Source organism: Mycobacterium sp. (assembly GCF_049683935.1).
Classification (GTDB): domain Bacteria; phylum Actinomycetota; class Actinomycetes; order Mycobacteriales; family Mycobacteriaceae; genus Mycobacterium.
The window spans coordinates 1-17,978 of sequence record NZ_JBAUJR010000351.1; the positions used below are offsets into that span (position 1 = coordinate 1).

Consider the following 17,978-nt stretch of genomic DNA (forward strand, 5'->3'; position numbering starts at 1 on the left):
CACGGACGTGGGAACCCAGGGTCGCCGCGCCCCCGAGGGACGGGGAGATCGCGGTGACGGCGGTGGTGTTGCCGTGGTAGGCCTCGCTGGTGACGATGACTCCGGTTGCGCCGGTGTACATTTCGGCGACCCGCAGCGCGAGGTCGTTGGCCTCGGAGCCGGTGCAGGCGTACATCACCTGGTCCGGGGACCCGGGGCCGCCGTCGGCGAGGGTGGCGAGCAACCGCGCGGAGTAGTCGACGATGCCCTCGTGCAGGTAGCGGGTATGGGTGTTCAGCGTCGACATCTGCCGGGTGACGGCGTCGACGACCCGCGGCTCACAGTGCCCGACGCTGACGACGTTGTTGTAGGCGTCGAGGTACTGCAGGCCGTCGGCGTCGTACAGATGAGCGCCCTCGCCGCGAACGAGGTGCACGGGCCGTTCGTAGAACAGCCGGTTCGCCGGTCCGAGCAGTCGTTCGCGCGCAGCGATGAGCGGCGCAGTGTCGTCCGCGGGCGGCTGCCCCCGGAAACTGTTCGAGTCCATGATGTTGGAGAAACCCACCACGCGCCCCAGTCTGCTGCATCGCGGGTTCTCCGTCAGAATTGTGGGAATGTCCGGACTGCCGCCCGACCACGAGAGCTACGCCCGCGCCGTGCTGCCGGCCTACGGCCGCGACCCGGATTCGGACCTCCGGCTGCTCAGCCTGTCGGAGAACGCCACCTATCTGGTGGTCGGCGACGAGCCGATGGTGCTGCGGGTACACCGTCCCGGCTACCACTCGCTCGACGGCATCCGCTCAGAGTTGAGCTGGATGGCGGCGCTGCGTGCAGAGACGCCGGTGGCGACGCCGGAGTTGATCCGCGCCGCCGACGGCGCAGACGTGGTGGCCGCGGTCGTCGGGGACGACACGCTCTACGTGGACGCCGTGACGTTCATCGAGGGGTGCACTGCGGAGGAGCAGCCGGAAGCGGTCGGTTTCGACGAGCTCGGCAGGCTCTGCGGGCACATGCACTCGCACGTCGAGGGCTGGACCACGCCGGAGTACTTCAGCCGGTTCCGCTGGGATGTGGACGCCACCCTGGGGCCGCAGGCCCGGTGGGGCAACTGGCGAGAGGCTCCCGGATTGACTCCCTCCGGTTCTGCGGTCGTCGAGGGGGCAGCGGCCCGGGTGGCGTCGGCGCTGACGGCGTTCGGGCAGGAACCCGACCGATTCGGGCTGATCCACGCCGATCTGCGCATGGCCAACCTGATGATCGATCCCGGTGGACCAGCCGGCATCACCGTGATCGACTTCGACGACTGCGGCTGGTCCTGGCACCTCGCCGACCTCGGTGCCGTGGTGTCGTTCATCGAGCACACCCCGGAAGCCGAACACATGATCGCCGATTGGCTGCGCGGCTACCGCGAGGTCCGGGATATCCCCGTCGACCACTTGGACATGATCCCGACCTTCGTGATGCTGCGCCGGCTGATGCTCACCGCGTGGGTGGCGTCGCACGCCGATGCCGACGCAGCCATCGCCTTCACCGATGGTTACGCCCCGGGCACCGTGGACCTGGCGCAGCGGTACCTCAGCGACCCGGCCTGGATGCGCTACGACTGAGAGTCAGCCGAGCTCGGCCAGCCGGGGAACCGCGGGTGACATCGCGTCGATCCAGGCCGCAGGCGAACCGGTGCTCGGGGTGATGATCGCGGTGTGCACACCCAACCGTGCGTACTCGGCCATCGCCGCGACGAATTCGTCGATGCGCTCGGGCGTGACATCGGGTTTGTGGACCATCAAGGTCTTGCGGATGCGGTCGTAGTCTCGGCCGGCGTCATCGCAGTGGCGGCGGAGCACCTCGAGTTTGTGTCCGACCTCCTCGGGAGTCGTCGCGACCAGGTTGCACGCGTCGGCGTACCGCGCCACGAGCCGCAGCGTCTTGCGCTCGCCGCCCCCGCCGATCAACACGGTGGGCTTGGTGATGGGCTGCGGGGAGCACAGAGTCTCCTCGAGCTGATAGTGCTTGCCCACGAACGGGCCGTTGTTGTCCGGATCCCACATCTGGTTGCAGATCTGCAGCGCCTCCTCGAGGCGCTCGAACCGCTCGGACAACGGCGGGAACGGGACGCCGAGGCCGTGATGCTCCCGATCGAACCACGCGGCGCCGATACCGAGAGCTGCGCGGCCACCCGAGAGCACGTCGAGTGTCGTCACCGTCTTGGCGAGCAGTCCCGGGTGGCGGTAGGTGACGCCGGTGACGAGAAGTCCCAGCGTGACCGACGACGTGTGCGCCGCCAGGTAACCGAGGGTGGTGTAACCCTCCAGCATGTTCGATTCGGCGGGTAAACCGGTCGGCTCGATCTGGAAGAAGTGATCCATGAAGGACAGCCAGGTCGCGCCGGCGGCCTCGGCGGCGGCGCCGACCTCCGCCAGTTCGCCCGCGATCGCGGTGGTTCCGCCGTCGATGTCGAAAATGGGTACGTGGAATCCAAGGTCCATGACCTTTGCAAGGCGTCAGTGGCGGTGGGCATTCCCCGCGGGCGCAGGAAGTCCGTCGAGCGCGTGTGCGACGTGATCCCGCCATTCGCCCGGGTTGATTCGGTGCACTGCCGAGTCACCCTGGAAGGCGCTGGATATGACCATGTCGGGTTCGAGTTCGGCGAGCACCCGCAGGCTGTCGGCCAGCGACTGCGCGTCGCTGATGCCCTCGATGTAGCCGGCCCACCATCGCCCCTCGGGGTTGCGGATCAGGGTGTCGCCGGTGAACAGGTAGGTGCCTTCCGTGCCGGCGACCAGGTATGAGGTGCTGCCCGGCGAATGCCCCGGTGTCGGGATGACCTCGACGCCGTTGTCGTCGGTGTGACGTCCGTCGAGGGGGACGTCGACAGGGTGGTGCTCGCTGATCTCGGCGAGCTCGGCCGCGGGTGCGTGCAGAGTCGAACGAAATTGGTGTGCAATGCTTTTGAGCATCGGCCCAGCCTCGTCTCGGTGTGAGAGGTACTGGTGCTCGATGCCGCCGAGTTCGATGAGCTCGCCGAACTCGGCGTCGGTGGCCGTCGAGTAGAACAGCGCATGCGGCCCCGTCCACAGGTACGCATGGGTGGTCAGGCCGGGGAACGGTGAATCCGTCTGCGTCTCCCAGAGATCGCTCAGTACTTTCTTCATGCAACCCAGGCTGCTACCTCAACAATGGTTGAGGTCAAGGGGGTTCTCCGAACTGGCTACGACACCAGACCCTGCTCGATCAGCCATTCGCGAGCCACCAGTGCGGGATCGTCACCGTCGTTGTCCACCTTGGCGTTCAACTCGAGCATCGTCTCGTTGGTGAGCTTCGGGTTCAGCTGCGCGAAGATCTCCTCGAGTTCGGGATGGGCTTCGAGCAGATCGGTGGCGACGACCTCGGTGAGGTTGTACAGCGGGAAGAACGACTTGTCGTCCTCGAGGACCCTGAGGTTCAGTGCGGGGATGCGCCCATCGGTGGTGAACACCTCGCCGAAGTTGCACACCCCGTCGGCGGTGGCGGTGTAGATGACGCCGGTGTCGAGCGTGATGACGTTGCCGAGGTCCGCCCGGGTCAGCCCGTAGGTCTGCAGCATCGGGACGAACCCGTCGTTGCGACTGGCGAATTCGCTTTCCACGCAGAAGGTCAGCTCTGATCTGTCGAGGTTCTTCAGATCGGAGAGCGAGGTCACCCCGAGGCGCTCGGCGGCGTCCTCGCGGATGGCGAAGGCGTAGGTGTTGTTCATCGGGGCCGGCGGGAGCCAGGTCAGTCCGTTGACCTGATCCGCGTCGTTCACCGCCTGCCACTGCGCGATCTCACCTTTGATCGGTTGCTCGTTGCCCAGGTAGTTGATCCACCCGGTCCCGGTGTACTCCGGTGAGATGTTGGCATCACCGTTGAGCATGGCCTGCCGCACACCGAAACTTCCCGGCGTGTTGGTCAGGTTGGTGACATCGGCTCCGGCTGTGCTCAGGATGGTCGACAGCATGTTGCCGAGGATCAGCTGTTCGGTGAAGTCCTTGGCCGCGACGGTGATCGGCACCCCCTCGAGCGACTCGTAGTACTGGATCGACCCCGGTTCCGCGGCCAGCACCGCCCCGCTGGCCGACCGCAGCCCGCACCCACCGAGCAGGACGACGCAGGCGACGGCCGCGACCACTCCGGGCCAGAAGCGCTTGCTGGTGGTGCGCATCAGAGTCCCTTTGGCGCGGCGACGATTTCGACCACACGCGCCAACCAGTCGATGAACAATGCCAACGCGGCCACCAGGATGCCACCGACGAGCAGGGTGACGTTCTGCTGCAGCTTGATCCCGGTCGTGATCAGCTGACCCAACCCGCCGCCGCCGGTGAACGACGCCAGCGCGGCGGTGCCCACGATGAGTACCAACGCGGTCCGCACGCCGGCCACGATCACGGCGAGCGCCAGCGGCAACTCGACGCGCAACAGCGTGGAGAACGCGGACATCCCCATACCGCGGGCCGCTTCGACCAGGCGGGGGTCGACACCGTCGAGGCCGGTCACCGTGTTGGCGATGATCGGCAGTGCGCCGTAGACCGTCAGCGCGACGATGGCACCGACCTGACCGATGCCGAATAGCACCGCACCGAGTGCGATCAAACCGATCGCCGGCGCGGCCTGACCGAAACCTGCGACGGTGATGACCGGCTTCGAGTAGCGACGCATCGGTCCGCGGGTCAGCAGGATTCCGATCGGGATGGCGATCACGCACGTCAGCACCGTTGCCGCCAGGCTGATCGTCATGTGCTCGCGCAGCAGCGTCAACAGGTTCGGGATGCCCAGCGAGCGCTGCTCCGAGTCGGATACGTCGGCGACGTTGACATACACCAGCGCGCCCACGACGGCGACGACACACGCGAGCGGCTGAAACACCCAGCGGCCCAGACCGCGACGCCGCGGCGCGTCCGTACTCGCTTCCGTCTCGGCGGGGACCTCGGGGATGACGGCCGTCACGGCACGGACTCCACGGATCCGGCCGCGCCGGGCATGCCGGACATCGCCTCCATGATGGTCTCGATCCGGATCACCCCGCGATAGGTGTTGCGGCGCCCCGTCACGACGACGACGCCGTGCGAGGACGTGAGCATGGCGTCGAGGGCATCGTTGAGAGTTGACGCGAGGCTGACTGCTTCGAGATCCTCGTCACGACTCACTCCGGAGAGCGAATTCGGTTGCTGCAGTTCGGCTATCGACAGCCATCGCTGTGGTCGGTCCTGATCGTCGAGAACGATGACGTGCTCGCGGTCGATGGCCCGGGCGGCCCTGACCGCCTCGGCAACGTCGCCACCGACCCGCGCGACCGCGGCTTCGTGGAGTTCCACATCGCGCACCCGCGTCAGCGTGAGCTGCTTGAGAGCCGCACCGTGGCCGACGAAGTCGCTGACGAAGTCGTCGGCGGGGTTGGCGAGAATCTGTTCGGGGGTGTCGTACTGCACGATCCTCGAACCGACCTGCAGGATAGCGATGCGATCGCCGAGCTTGACGGCCTCGTCGAAGTCGTGGGTGACGAACACGATGGTCTTGCGCAGTTCCTCCTGAAGTCGCAGCAGTTCGTCCTGCAGGCGCTGCCGGGTGATCGGGTCGACCGCGCCGAAGGGCTCATCCATCAGCAACACCGGCGGGTCGGCGGCCAGCGCGCGAGCCACGCCGATGCGCTGCTGCTGACCGCCGGAGAGTTCCCGCGGGTAGCGGTCCCGGTACTTACCGGGCTCGAGGCTGACCAGGTCGAGCAGCTCGTCCACCCGGTCGGCGATGCGCTTCTTGTCCCACTTGAGCAGACGGGGGACGAGCGCGATGTTGTCGCCGACGGTGAGGTGGGGGAACAGGCCCGCGCCCTGGATGACGTAGCCGATGTGACGCCGGAGTTGGTCGGGGTCCTGACGGGTCACGTCCTCGTCGCCGATCAGGATGCGGCCGGACGTCGGTTCGATGAGCCGGTTGATCATCTTCATCGTGGTGGTCTTGCCGCAACCGGAAGGCCCGACGAGCATCACGATCTCCCCGGCGGGAATGTCCAGGGTGACGTTGTCCACCGCCGGCACCGATTGCCCCTCGTACAGCTTGCTGACACCTTCCAGCAGGATGCGGGCGCCGCCGGCGGAGCGGTGACCTGTCGAGGGTGCCTCGTCGGTTGCCGGATCAGACACGGATCCCCCTTGGGGTGGTGAGTCGGGTGAGGACGTTGAGCACGGTGTCGAGGACGACCGCGAGGATCAGGATGCCGACGGTGCCGGCGACGATGGAGTTCGTCGCGTTGGCGCCGCCCGTCCTCGAGATCCCGGAGAAGATGTAGCCGCCCAGACCGGGCCCCAATGCAAACGCCGCGATGGCGGCGATACCCATCAGCATCTGCGCCGAGACGCGGACGCCGGTCATGATCACCGGCCAGGCCAGCGGCAGTTCGAGCCTCACCAGCGTGGTGAGCCTGTTCATGCCCATGCCGCGTGCGGATTCGACGAGCGTTTTGTCCACGCCGGTCAACCCCACCACGACGTTGCGCAGAATCGGGAAAAAGCCGAAGAACACCAGCATGATCACCGACGGCAGCACCCCGATACCGACGATTCCGACGAGAACCCCGAGCAGGGCGTACGACGGAATCGTGAGACCGACCGCGGTGATGGTGTTGCCGACCGTGGAACCCCACGGCGACCGGTAGATCAGCACGCCGATGACCAGCGCCAGCACGGTGGCCACTGCGAGCGTCTGCACGACAAGGCTCATGTGCTGGTAGGCCAGAAAGGACAGCACGGCCCAACGGTCGGAGACGAACTCGAGGAAGCCCATCAGGCTGCCACACGGAATGGGCGCGCAGGCGCGGCGAACGCGCCGCCCCGTCGAAGGCCCATCGAAGCCTGGTGCATCAGCGCCGCGTACCCACTCCCGGCGAGATGTATACCTAGTCTTCCGACTTTGCTGCCGGGTGCGTTATCCGAGGCCCGGGACGATGTCGCCGAGGCGGAACAACACCGGGCGTTCCAGTTGCTCGTAGGTGCATGACTGCGGATCGCGGTCGGGTCGCCAGCGGTTGAACTGTGCGGTGTGCCGGAATCGCGCACCTTCCATGTGGTCATAGCGGACCTCGACGACACGTTCAGGCCGCAGAGGCACGAAGGACAGATCTTTGCCCGCGTTCCACCGTGAGCCGCCGCCGTACCTGCGTGCGAGTTCCGGGTCCGCCGCGGCCTGTGCCGCCCAGTTCCATGGGTGGTGGTCGAACGTTGTTGCCAGCGATTGCAGTTCGGTGAACAGTCGGCGCCTTGTCGCCATCGGGAACGCACCGATGACCCCGACCGAGGCCAGCGTGCCGTCATCGGTGTAGAGCCCCAGCAGCAGCGATCCGATCGCATCGTCACCGGATTTGTGCAGCCGGTAACCCGCGACCACGCAGTCCGCGGTCCGCGCGTGCTTGATCTTGAACATCACCCGCTTGCCCGGGAGGTAGTGCCCGTCGAGCGGCTTGGCGACCACCCCGTCCAGGCCGGCCCCCTCGAACTCGTCGAACCACCGTTGCGCGGTGGCGAGGTCGGTGGTCGCCGGCGTGATGTGGAATGTCGGACCTGAGCCGGCCATCGCGTCGACCAGCGCCGCGCGCCGCTCGGTGAACGGCCGCCCGGTGTAGTCGGTGTCGTCGAGCGCCAACAGGTCGAACGCGATGAACGCCGCCGGCGTCTGTCCGGCGAGCATCCGCACCCGCGAGGCTGCCGGATGCATCCGTAGCTGCAGCGCGTCGAAGTCCAAACCGTCGGCACCGGCGATCACGATCTCACCGTCGATGACACACCGCGGCGGCAGCTCTGCGCGGGCCGCGGCGGCGAGTTCCGGGAAGTACCGGGTCAGCGGCCGCTCGTTGCGGCTGCCCAACTCGACCTCGTCCCCGTCGCGGAACAGGACCGATCGGAATCCGTCCCACTTGGGCTCATAGGAGGCTCCCGCGGGGATGGTCGGTACCGATTTCGACAGCATCGGAGGCACCGGCGGCATCACGGGTAGGTCCACCGCTCCATTCTTGCCGCTCGTCGGCGATCCGCCTGGATCGGCGCTGGAGCGGAGCCGACGCCCCTGCGATGTGGGCTACGTCGATCGACCGTCTGAGCGCGCTCGATCAAGCAAATGCGGATCGTGGGCGTTGACGAGGAGGATGCCGGGGTCGTTGGCCAGCCACAGTTCGCGTAGTCGCCGATGGTTCTCCTGAACTCTTTTCCAGTCATGGGCGATGAGACGTTCAAACACCGTGAGGGCTTTCGGCGCGGATTGGGATCCGTCGAGCTGGCCGTGGTGATAGAAGGCGTCTCCTACGTGGAGGACCCACCGCTGACCGGTATTTATGGCCACTGCTGCGTGACCGCGGCTGTGTCCGGGAAGGCTGATCATGACGACACCTGCTGCAACGTCGGCCAATTCCTTCGCAGCGGGAAACCCGCGCCACGGTTCGCTCGCCGAGGGATGGTGTTCGACGATGGCGGGCTGGTGTGCTCGCTGAGTGGGCCGATACCGCGTTCGCTCCATCAGCGTGTGCGGGCGCCGCACTGCAAGAGCTTCGCCGTTCGTGACATGGACATGGGCCCAGGGAAAGTCGGCGAGACCACCAGTATGGTCGGCGTCGAAGTGTGTGAGCACGATGTGGCGAACGTCTTCGGGCTTGAAACCGAGATGCCGAACGTGGTTGATCGCCGCCTCGTCCCTGTCGAAGGTCGGCCGGAAGTAGTGACGGGCGGTTCCGAAGCGGTCCGACGGTGCTTCGGCGTCGCGCAGGCCCAGTCCCGAATCGATCAGGACGAGACCGCTTTCGGTTTCGGCGAGCAGGACGTGCGATACCAGCCCGCCGGGGGTCGCACGCGGCCGCATGGTGCCGCAGTTGAGGTGATGGACCTTCACGTCGGCATGTTCACGGCGCGGCGCATGAGTGCGTCGAACGTGCGGTCGGGCAGCAGCCGGCTCAGCGTGATCAGGGGGCGGGCCCCCGCGCCGACGACGTAGCGCGTCTTTGGACGTCGGGCCGTGCATGCCCGGGCGATTGCCTTGGCAATGACAGCGGGGGGCGACGTCATGCTCGCGCCGGGTTGCGAGCTGGCTCGAAGCCGGTCCGCGACGACGGTGGCTTGACGTTCGTAGGGGCCCGAACCCGACGTGGTGATGAGTTTGTCTGCGGCGATGGCGCCCCAGTCGGTTCGGATGGAGCCCGGTTCGACGAGGACGACGTGGATGCCCAACGGTTCCGCCTCGAGCCGCAAGGCATCGCTGAGTCCTTCGACGGCGTACTTGCTGGCGTGATACCAGCAGCCCAGTGGCGTCGCGAGGCGGCCACCCATGGAGCTGACATTGACGATGGTGCCGCTGCCCTGGGCGCGCATGTGCGGCAACACAAGCTGGGTGAGGCGAGCCAGGCCGAACACATTGACATCGAACTGGGCCTGCGCCTCGGACAGCGGGGTGTCCTCGAGGGCTCCGTACGAGCCGTAGCCGGCGTTGTTGATCAGTGCGTCGATCCGGCCCTCGGCATCGATGATCTGCGCAACCGCCGCAGTGACCGAGGCGTCATCAGTGATGTCGAGCGAGATCGTCTTGATGCCAGAGGCATTCAGCGCCGCCATGTGCGCGGTGCGCCGGGCAGCGGCATAGACGGTGAAGCCGGCCTGGTTCAAGGCGACGGCCGTTTCTGCGCCGATCCCCGAGGATCCCCCCGTGACGAGCGCGACTTTCCCTGGCATAGCTCAATTTCCCTTCTTAAGGAACCACCGGTCTGTTGTTCTGAAACTTAAGAGACCGATGGTTTTTTGTCAACCGGGCCGCTAGGCTCTCGTCGCGTGCAGACGTTTCAACGAGCGCGCAATGCCGAGCAACGGGAGGCCAGACGCGAAGCGATCTTGGGCACGGCGCACAAGATGCTCACCGAGATGCCCGTGAGTCAGGTGACGATGAACGGCTTGGCGCGCAGGGTGGGGCTTGCCAAATCCAATGTCATGCGCTACTTCGAGTCACGCGAAGCAGTCCTTCTCGACCTGCTGTCCCGGATGTCGGCCGAATGGCTCTCGGATGCGACATCACAAGTGGGACAGAATCTTTCGTGCGACGGAACTGCCTCTCAGAGGGCTCAGGCACTCGCGCGGATCTTCGCCGCGTTGTTCACCGAGCACCGAGTGCTCTGCGACTTGCTCAGCGCCGAGACGTCCGTGCTCGAACACAACGTCTCCGAAGAGGTGGCTCTGCGATACAAGCGCGGCGCGCTCGCGGCCCTCGACGGACTCGCTGCATTGATCGTCGACGTCCTACCCGAACTCGACGCCGAGTCTGGGCATGATGCAGCGTTCACCACCATCGTCATGGTCGGAGCGATGTGGACACACAGCCACCCGTCTCCGGCGATGGCGGCGGTCTATCGCGACGAACCAGCCCTCGCCACTGTCGAGGGATTCACCGAATCTCTTGGCCACATGATCGATGTGTACCTCACTGGTCTGCTCGCGAAAGCGACCGATGATCGGCCGGTCGCGACCAAGTCGGCGTGATCGGTCATCGAGCGCCTCGGCGGATGGGTCAGAACTCGAAGACGACCCTCGCCGGCACGGTGCCCGCGAGGACGGCGGCGAACGACTCGTTGACCTCGTCGAGTTTACGGTCGATCGCTATCACCTTGGTCCGTCCAGCGGCATGAAGCTTGAACACGTCTGCCAGGTCGTTGCGATTGCCGACGATGGACCCGATGACGGTTTTGCCGTTGATGACCGTGTCGAAGATCGGCAAGGTCAGTTCGCCGTTGTCGGCCGGTAGCGCGACGCAGACCAGGCGCCCGCCGCGACGTAGTGAGCGATATGCCTGGTCGAAAGAGGCTGGAGAGGCGGCAAGTGCGACAGCAACGTCCGCGCCGCCCAGCGCCTGGATCGCTTCCGCTGGGTCGAGGGTTGCGGCGTTGACGACGTGGTCGGCGCCCAGATCGGTGGCCATCGTCAATTTGTGTTCTTCGATGTCGACAGCGACGGTGAACGCGCCGGCGATTTTTGCGTACTGAAGCGCCAGATGTCCGAGTCCGCCGATCCCGAAGATCGCGACTGTCTCAGCAGGGGCAACCCTGGCGACCTTGATCGCCTTGTAGGTGGTGACCCCGGCGCATGTCAAAGGTGCAGCATCGCGGGACGACACACCGTCAGGCACGGGCGTAGCGAAAGCAGCTGGAACGAGCGCATATTCAGCGAATGTTCCGTCTACGGAGTAACCGGAGTTCTGCTGCTTCTCGCACAATGTCTCCCATCCGTCGATGCAGTAACCGCATTCCCCACAGGCATAACCCAGCCATGCGATCGCCACCCGATCACCGATCTGTCGCGTCGTGACGCCCTGGCCGAGTTTGTCGACGGTGCCGACGCCTTCGTGGCCCGGCGTGAAGGGCAGGGAGGGTTGAACAGGCCAGTCGCCGCGGGCGGCGTGGATATCGGTGTGGCACAGACCGCTGGCCTCCATCCGGACCAGCACCTGACCCGGACCGGGCTCGGGGATGGGCACGTCGAGAATCTCCAGGGGGGCGTGGAAGTGGGTAACAACTGCGGCCTTCATGGCGCGCTCCGATCGGATAGTCGTGGGCAACAGAAAAGTGTTCGGGAACAGTGCTTCCAGAGGGCCGAGCGCTTGGACCATCAGAGTGAAACCGAACTCTTGGTCCCACTCAACGCCCCCGCGGGCGCCGCGGTAAGTGCCGAAAGACCCTGGACGATCCTCCGCTACGCGCGCAAGCGTGCCAACAACGCGTCGAGTCCGTACTCGAAGACCGCGTCGTAGTCGGTGGGGGCCTGCAGGGCTTCGACGAGGGCCTGATCGGGCCAGGCGTTGGCCCAGAGTGAGGGATCTTCCTCGTCGTGCTTGGCTCCGCGCACTGCCGAGAATTGCATGACCGCCGAGGAGATGACGTGCACCTGGATGGCGCGCAGGATGAGCGCAGCGTCGGTTCCGGTCACTCCGAGATCTGCCAGTTGTGCCGCCAGTGCCCGTTGGATGGGTAGGAACAGCTGCGGTGTGCGGTCGCGTTCGTGGGCGATGCCGAGCAGGTGCTGGCGTTCGATGAGCACCCTGCGCTGTGAACGGGCAAGCGAGGCAATGCGTTCGACGGGATCATCGCCATCGACAGGCAGATTCGCCAGCTCGCCCAGCAGTCTTTCGACGAGGCTGTCCAGAAGTTGGTCGCGCCCGCCGATGTGCCAGTAGATCGACGTGACCGCCACGCCCAGTCGATCGGCGAGGCTGCGCATGGTCAGAGCTTTCACCCCGTCGATCTCGATCAGCCGGGCTGCGGTCTGCAGGATCAGGTCCGCCGTGACGCCCGGATCACCCGCGGGGTTGCGACGCGGGGGCGCCATCGGTGTCACCCCCGGTCATTCGATCCGCCTCCGGCACATCGAGATAACGTTCGAGGTTGCGGTGCATGTTGATGATGCGGCGCTCCTCGTTCGACAGGACGACATGGGTCAAGCCCGGTTGGTGCAGCCCGCGTTGAAGCCCGGGCAGCACCGCGATGTCCTGGGTCAGAACCAGGCCCGGGTGGGCCTCGTCGGCGGTCAACCGGACGTCCGCAGGTTTGGTTCGCGGCGCCTCGGGCGGCATTCTCATCCACAGCGTCATGACCAGTTCGCCGCGGTCGGGATCGACGCCCGGTCGGGAGGTCAGCACTGTCAGGTGGTCGGCGTTGGTCAGCACCGACATGTTGGGGAACACGTTGTACTGGTGTAGCCGCATGATCTGATCGTCGGTGGCCCACGCCAGGTCGACACCGCGGTCGGCGGCGAAGGACCTTGTCCCGTCTGCGATGACCTCCGAAGCGGATAGCTCCGATGAGCCTTCGGCCGGAAACGGAGTGCCCTCGGCCACGCCCATGAGCGCACCCTTGGTGCACACGTAGGCATCCCACACCGCGGCGTCGTCGACGCTCTCCTTGAGATGCGGACTGGGTACGCCGTAGAGCTGTTCGGACTTGCCCGTGTGCCCCCAGATGGATTGTGGCGCAAAGACGTCGTCCATGCACCGGTGCAGTTCGGGATGCAACGTCTGGATGTGGTAGGTCTCGCTGAACCCGTCGGCGATCGTTTTCCAGTTGGCGTCGACGTCGATGGTCATCGTGGCGTAGCAGCGGAACTCGCTCAGCCGGTTCCACGCAATGTCATCCGGGACCGCCTCGAGATAGTCGCGCAGCGGCACCGCCGAGACGTCGAGATTGACGAACACGAGTCGCTCCCACGTGTCGACCTGCGCGGCGATCAGCGGGAACTCACTCATCGCGAGCGCGCCGAAACCCTTGCGGTGAGGCACCCGCCGCAAAGCGCCCTGCAGATCCCATGTCCAGCCGTGATAGCCGCACCGGAGTTCGCGCAATTGGGAACCGGCGCCGGTGCACAGGCTGTTACCACGATGACGACAGACGTTCTGGAATGCCCGCAGCTCACCGTCGTCATCCCGGAGGACCAGAACGGAGTATGGCCCACAACGGTATTCGAAGTAGTCACCTGGTTCGGCCACGTGGTCGACAGTGCAGGCGAACTGCCACACCCTGGGCCACATCCGCTCGACCTCGAGGCGGGCGAACTCCGGTGAGTAGTAACGCTCCGCAGGAACCATGGTCGGTCGCGGTGGCGGCGCACCGATGGCGTCCTCACGCTGTGGCCCAGCGTGGCGGCTGGGCTGCGCCGTGTGTGTCATGACTCGTCCTTCGAAAGTCGCTACCCGCGCTGGGAAACGCTATTACATTCGACTCTGTAACGGTGTTACATTCACAAACAAGTCGGCTGACGCTCGCGCTCGAGGAGGAAATCGTGTTCGACCTGAAGATCACCGGTGGGACCGTGGTTGACGGCACCGGGGCGGACCGATTCACCGCCGACGTCGCGGTGAAGGACGGCAAGATCGTCGAGATCCGTCGGCGTGGACCCGGCGACCCGCCGCTGGAGGGCAACGCCGCCGAGACCATCGATGCCACGGGAAAGATCGTGGCGCCCGGGTTCGTCGACATCCACACCCACTACGACGGGCAGGTCAGCTGGGACAGCGTGCTGGAACCGTCCAGCAATCACGGGGTGACGACCGTCGTCGCCGGCAACTGCGGCGTCGGATTCGCGCCGGTGCGCCCGGGCAGCGAGGAATGGCTGATCGCCCTGATGGAGGGTGTCGAGGACATCCCGGGGACGGCGCTGACCGAGGGCATCACGTGGGGCTGGGAGAGCTACGCGGAGTACCTCGACGTGATCGGCAAGCGGGAACTGGCCGTCGACTTCGGCAGCCAGATCGCGCACGGCACGGTGCGCGCGTACGCGATGGGGGAGCGCGGCGCCCGCAACGAACCCGCCAACGCGGAGGACATCGCGGCGATGAGCCGGCTGGTCCGCGAAGCCGCCGAGGCCGGCGCACTGGGCTTCTCGTCGTCGCGCACGATCGCCCACCGCGCCATGGACGGCGAACCCGTGCCCGGGACCTATGCCGCCGAAGACGAACTGTTCGCGCTCGGCCATGCGATGGCCGCCGGTGGCGCCCGGGTGTTCGAGCTCGCGCCCCAGGGGGCAGCCGGAGAGGACATCGTCGCGCCGAAGAAGGAACTGGAGTGGATGCAACGGCTCGGCGGCGAGATCGATTGCGCGCTGAGCTTCGCATTGATCCAGGTCGACGCCGACCCGAATCTGTGGCGTGAACAACTCGACATCTCGGCGGCCGCGCACGAGGCGGGCAGCCGACTGCACCCGCAGATCGCCGCCCGCCCGTTCGGCATGCTGCTCGGCTTCCCGGGCCACCACGCGTTCACCCACCGTCCCACCTACCGGCGGTTGAAGGCCGAGTGCACCCGGGAGGAGCTCGCCGCACGGTTGGCCGAACCCGCGGTGCGGGCTGCGATCCTGTCCGAGGACGACATGCCGATCGATCCGACGAAGCTCTTCGACGGCATGTTCGCGCTGGCGCAGAACGTGACGGAGCGGCTGTACTACCTCGGCGAGCCGCCCAACTACGAGCCCACCGACGAGGACACGGTGGCCGCGATCGCGCGCGAGCGTGGCCAGGATCCACTGGCGACGATGTACGACCTGATGCTGGAGGCCGATGCCGGCAACATGCTGATGTTCCCGATGTTCAACTACTCCAACGGAAATCACGACGCGATCCGCGAGATGATCACCCATCCCGCCGGTGTGATGGGACTGTCGGACGGTGGCGCGCACTGCAGCATGATCTGCGACGCTTCCTACCCCACGTTCCTGCTGACGCACTGGGCGAGGGACCGTCATCGCGGTGCCACGCTGCCGCTGGAGTACGTGATCCGCAAGCAGGCGCACGACACCGCACAGCTGTTCGGGCTGACCGACCGCGGCGTCATCGGCGTCGGCAAGAAGGCCGACGTGAACGTGATCGACATGGACGCGCTCACGCTGCACGCCCCGCGGATGGCCTACGACCTGCCTGCCGGCGGTCACCGGTTGGTCCAGGGGGCGTCCGGTTACGACGCCACCGTCGTCAGCGGAGTCGTGACGCGCCGGCACGGTGCAGACACGGGTGCGCGTCCGGGTCGGCTGGTACGCGGAGCCCGGTAGGCCGGGGCGAGCGTAGCGACGGGGAGAATGACAGCCTTCCGGTACGACCCACGTCACCGCCCGGCTCAGCCCGCCCTACCAGCACCGGATGCCTTCACTGTCGAGAATGCCGTTGTTGCCGAGGGTGTTTCGCTGTCCTTCGTGCGGGAGGGCGTCGGTGGGATACCGCTGCTGCTGATCCACGGCTACCCCGAGACCAAACGAATCTGGTGGCGCAACATCGAGGCGCTGGCAGTGTCGGGCTTCGAGGTGATCGCGCCCGACCTGAGGGGGTTCGGGGACAGCGACCTGCCCCCTGACGATCAACACGACCTCGTGACCTACTCACGTGACCTGCACGCGTTGGTGCACGGACACCTCGGCCACACCTCGTGCATTATCGCCGCGAGCGACGTCGGCGGAGTCGTGGCGACCGACATGATCCACCGGTTCCCCGGCTTCTTGGAGGGGTTCTGTGTGTTCAACACCGTGCCACCCATGGGTGTGGACTACACCGGAATTGTGTTCGACGACATCGCCGATGGAACGGCGGTCTCGGATCCGACCGGAGACTACCGGTGGATGCAGGGTGCATTCCCCGAGGAGCTCGCCGCGATGCTGGGCTCGGCGCAGGCGCGCAGGCAGTGGGTCGCCTCGATGTACACCAACAGGTTGTGGGGGTCGAAGTATTCGTTCGAGCAGGCCGACGTCGACTTCATGACCGAGCCGTTCGCCGACGAGGCCCGGCTACGCGCGGGGTGGGCTACCTACCAACTGGCGTACGGCCGGATGATGCCCGAGTTCCCGCTGATGGACGCTGTCGACGTTCGAACCCTGATCCTCTACGGGCCGGACGACCACGCCATCGGCGAGGACTTCGTCCCTCGATGCGAGCGGGCGTTCAGCAATCGTATTGGGCCGCTGGTGGTTCCGGGGGCAGGGCACTTTCTGCAGTGGGAACGCGCGGACATCTTCAATGAGCTGCTGCCTGCCGTCTTCGGCGGTACCGCCCGGAAGGACCCGCGTCCGTGAGGCTGTTCCCGATCGCCGTCGAACAATCGCAGCTGGACGATCTGCAACGCCGCCTGGAATCCGCCCGCTGGCCGGCGGAGATCGACGGGGCAGGCGCGGACTACGGGACGGACCAGGCCTTCTTGCGATCGGTGATCGAGCGGTGGACGAATGGCTACGACTGGCGGGCAACCGAAGCCGAGCTGAACCGATGGGGTTCGTTCACCACCACCGCCGCCGGTCAGCATGTGCATCTGCTGCACGCTCGATCGGCCGACCCCGACGCCATCCCGCTGGTTCTCACCCATGGCTGGCCCGGCTCCATCGTCGAGTTCCTCGACACGCTGCCCCTTCTGCTGGACCGATTTCACGTCGTTGTCGTGTCGATGCCCGGTTACGGGTTCTCCGGCCCGACGACGGAACAGGGGGTTGACGTCGCCAAGGTGGCCGCCGCGGTGAACGATGTCATGGTCCAGCTCGGCTATGACCGGTACGTGGCCCAGGGTGGCGATTGGGGCGCGCTGGTCACTCGATACCTCGGTGAGCATTTCGCGCCCAATGTCGCTGCGATTCATACCAACATGTTGTTCGCGCTGCCCCCCGACAGTGCGTCCGATGCGATGGCGGGCGTCACCGAGGACGAGGTCGCCGCCATCGTCCGGACATCAGCGCAGGTGGCCAACGGCACCGCGTACATGGAGCTGCAAGCGACGCGCCCGCATTCGGTCGGTTTCGGACTGGACGACTCACCGATCGGACTGGCCGGTTGGATCCTGGAGAAGTTCGCGGCGTGGTGTGACAGCCGCGACGGCATGCCGGTGAGCACCGACCGGCTGATCGACAACCTGATGATGTACTGGCTCACGTGCACGCGACATCGGCCGCGCGGCTGTACTGCGAATCCGAACGGGCCGGGACCGGTGCGCTGAGTCCGTGGAAGGGCCGGGTCGACGTGCCGACCGGTTATGCCGTGTACCCGTGCGAGATCCTGCAGACGCCGCGGGTCTGGGCAGAGAAGCACTACAACCTGGTGCACTACACACATCAGGACCGCGGCGGGCATTTTGCCGCCTTCGAGCAACCGCAACTCTTCGCCGCCGATCTCAACGCGTACGGAACGGTCCTGCGCGAAGCCGGTCTGTTCAACTGAGCTAGAACGGCTGCTGCGATGACATTGTCTGGATGCACCGGTCTACGTGAGTATGGAAACCATGGATGTCCCTGTGCAGCCGCCGCTGGAACCGATGCTGGCCAAAGCGCAGACCAAGGTGCCGTCCGAAGCCGGCGTCTGGTCGTATGAACCCAAGTGGGACGGCTTCCTTCACTGAACTTGTCAACCGTCGTTGCGTGCCAACCTGTGCGGCGGACTTCTTCATCTGTACGTCTCACGTCAACCCAGCGGCGCATCGATGCCACCTGCGCCCTGCGGTGCGGGTCGAACTGAGT

General features: G+C 66.0%; 19 protein-coding genes and 1 pseudogene. 7 read left to right on the forward strand and 13 right to left on the reverse strand.

Annotated elements, in window-relative coordinates; all coding sequences use genetic code 11:
* A partial coding sequence (locus WA965_RS20315; protein ID WP_526448015.1) for an aminotransferase class III-fold pyridoxal phosphate-dependent enzyme occupies positions 1-544 on the reverse strand: 544 nt, incomplete at its 3' end.
* A gap of 49 nt (positions 545-593) precedes the next feature.
* Here WA965_RS20315 and WA965_RS20320 point away from each other — a divergent pair.
* Positions 594-1,586 carry a phosphotransferase enzyme family protein gene (locus tag WA965_RS20320; protein WP_526299950.1) on the forward strand — a complete coding sequence of 331 codons (993 nt, stop codon included), beginning with the start codon at positions 594-596 and terminating at the stop codon, positions 1,584-1,586.
* Between the two features lie 3 nt (positions 1,587-1,589).
* Here WA965_RS20320 and WA965_RS20325 read toward each other — a convergent pair whose 3' ends face one another.
* The 9 genes from WA965_RS20325 to WA965_RS20365 all read right to left on the reverse strand — a co-directional run bounded on the left by WA965_RS20325 (position 1,590) and on the right by WA965_RS20365 (position 9,698).
* On the reverse strand, positions 1,590-2,465 hold the full coding sequence (locus WA965_RS20325) for an LLM class F420-dependent oxidoreductase (protein ID WP_526299952.1): 876 nt from the start codon (positions 2,463-2,465) through the stop codon (positions 1,590-1,592).
* Positions 2,466-2,480: 15 nt separating this feature from the next.
* Positions 2,481-3,131, reverse strand: coding sequence for an MBL fold metallo-hydrolase (locus tag WA965_RS20330; RefSeq protein ID WP_526299954.1), 651 nt, complete (start codon positions 3,129-3,131; stop codon positions 2,481-2,483).
* A gap of 56 nt (positions 3,132-3,187) precedes the next feature.
* A complete protein-coding gene (locus tag WA965_RS20335) occupies positions 3,188-4,159 on the reverse strand; it encodes a glycine betaine ABC transporter substrate-binding protein (RefSeq protein WP_526299956.1) in 972 nt (323 codons plus the stop codon).
* Positions 4,159-4,941, reverse strand: a complete 783-nt coding sequence (locus WA965_RS20340; protein WP_526299958.1) for an ABC transporter permease — start codon at positions 4,939-4,941, stop codon at positions 4,159-4,161. Before WA965_RS20340 ends, WA965_RS20335 begins: the two co-directional genes overlap by 1 nt.
* Entirely contained in the window at positions 4,938-6,134 is a 1,197-nt protein-coding gene (locus WA965_RS20345; protein WP_526299960.1) for an ABC transporter ATP-binding protein, read from the reverse strand. Before WA965_RS20345 ends, WA965_RS20340 begins: the two co-directional genes overlap by 4 nt.
* Positions 6,127-6,774, reverse strand: a complete 648-nt coding sequence (locus WA965_RS20350; RefSeq protein WP_178360677.1) for an ABC transporter permease — start codon at positions 6,772-6,774, stop codon at positions 6,127-6,129. The genes WA965_RS20345 and WA965_RS20350 overlap by 8 nt, the downstream gene beginning before the upstream one ends.
* Before the next feature lie 141 nt (positions 6,775-6,915).
* The gene (locus WA965_RS20355) at positions 6,916-7,986 is read right to left on the reverse strand and encodes an ATP-dependent DNA ligase (RefSeq protein ID WP_526299962.1); all 1,071 of its coding nucleotides are present in this window, start codon (positions 7,984-7,986) and stop codon (positions 6,916-6,918) included.
* A gap of 75 nt (positions 7,987-8,061) precedes the next feature.
* Complete coding sequence (locus WA965_RS20360; RefSeq protein WP_526299964.1) at positions 8,062-8,865, reverse strand: MBL fold metallo-hydrolase; 804 nt, start codon at positions 8,863-8,865, stop codon at positions 8,062-8,064.
* Positions 8,862-9,698 carry an SDR family oxidoreductase gene (locus tag WA965_RS20365; protein ID WP_526299966.1) on the reverse strand — a complete coding sequence of 279 codons (837 nt, stop codon included), beginning with the start codon at positions 9,696-9,698 and terminating at the stop codon, positions 8,862-8,864. Before WA965_RS20365 ends, WA965_RS20360 begins: the two co-directional genes overlap by 4 nt.
* 96 nt (positions 9,699-9,794) lie before the next feature.
* On the opposite strand from WA965_RS20365, the gene WA965_RS20370 reads away from it, so the two are divergent.
* Complete coding sequence (locus WA965_RS20370; RefSeq protein ID WP_526299968.1) at positions 9,795-10,496, forward strand: TetR/AcrR family transcriptional regulator; 702 nt, start codon at positions 9,795-9,797, stop codon at positions 10,494-10,496.
* 28 nt (positions 10,497-10,524) lie between these two features.
* Here WA965_RS20370 and WA965_RS20375 read toward each other — a convergent pair whose 3' ends face one another.
* The 3 genes from WA965_RS20375 to WA965_RS20385 form a co-directional block, all read right to left on the reverse strand.
* Positions 10,525-11,538 carry a zinc-dependent alcohol dehydrogenase gene (locus WA965_RS20375; RefSeq protein WP_526299970.1) on the reverse strand — a complete coding sequence of 338 codons (1,014 nt, stop codon included), beginning with the start codon at positions 11,536-11,538 and terminating at the stop codon, positions 10,525-10,527.
* A gap of 164 nt (positions 11,539-11,702) precedes the next feature.
* Positions 11,703-12,335, reverse strand: coding sequence for a TetR/AcrR family transcriptional regulator (locus WA965_RS20380; RefSeq protein WP_526299972.1), 633 nt, complete (start codon positions 12,333-12,335; stop codon positions 11,703-11,705).
* A complete protein-coding gene (locus tag WA965_RS20385; protein ID WP_526299974.1) occupies positions 12,304-13,668 on the reverse strand; it encodes an aromatic ring-hydroxylating oxygenase subunit alpha in 1,365 nt (454 codons plus the stop codon). The genes WA965_RS20380 and WA965_RS20385 overlap by 32 nt, the downstream gene beginning before the upstream one ends.
* A gap of 113 nt (positions 13,669-13,781) precedes the next feature.
* On the opposite strand from WA965_RS20385, the gene WA965_RS20390 reads away from it, so the two are divergent.
* From WA965_RS20390 to WA965_RS20410, 5 genes and pseudogenes are all read left to right on the forward strand, one after another.
* Positions 13,782-15,542, forward strand: coding sequence for an N-acyl-D-amino-acid deacylase family protein (locus WA965_RS20390; RefSeq protein WP_526299976.1), 1,761 nt, complete (start codon positions 13,782-13,784; stop codon positions 15,540-15,542).
* A gap of 27 nt (positions 15,543-15,569) precedes the next feature.
* On the forward strand, positions 15,570-16,553 hold the full coding sequence (locus tag WA965_RS20395) for an alpha/beta fold hydrolase (protein WP_526299978.1): 984 nt from the start codon (positions 15,570-15,572) through the stop codon (positions 16,551-16,553).
* Complete coding sequence (locus tag WA965_RS20400; protein WP_526299980.1) at positions 16,550-17,461, forward strand: alpha/beta fold hydrolase; 912 nt, start codon at positions 16,550-16,552, stop codon at positions 17,459-17,461. The genes WA965_RS20395 and WA965_RS20400 overlap by 4 nt, the downstream gene beginning before the upstream one ends.
* Positions 17,398-17,682 (forward strand): hypothetical protein, encoded by a 285-nt coding sequence (locus WA965_RS20405; protein ID WP_526299982.1) that lies wholly within the window; start codon positions 17,398-17,400, stop codon positions 17,680-17,682. The genes WA965_RS20400 and WA965_RS20405 overlap by 64 nt, the downstream gene beginning before the upstream one ends.
* 52 nt (positions 17,683-17,734) lie before the next feature.
* A pseudogene (locus WA965_RS20410) lies at positions 17,735-17,851 on the forward strand (ATP-dependent DNA ligase); the annotation flags it as partial.
* Between the last annotated feature and the right edge of the window lie 127 nt (positions 17,852-17,978).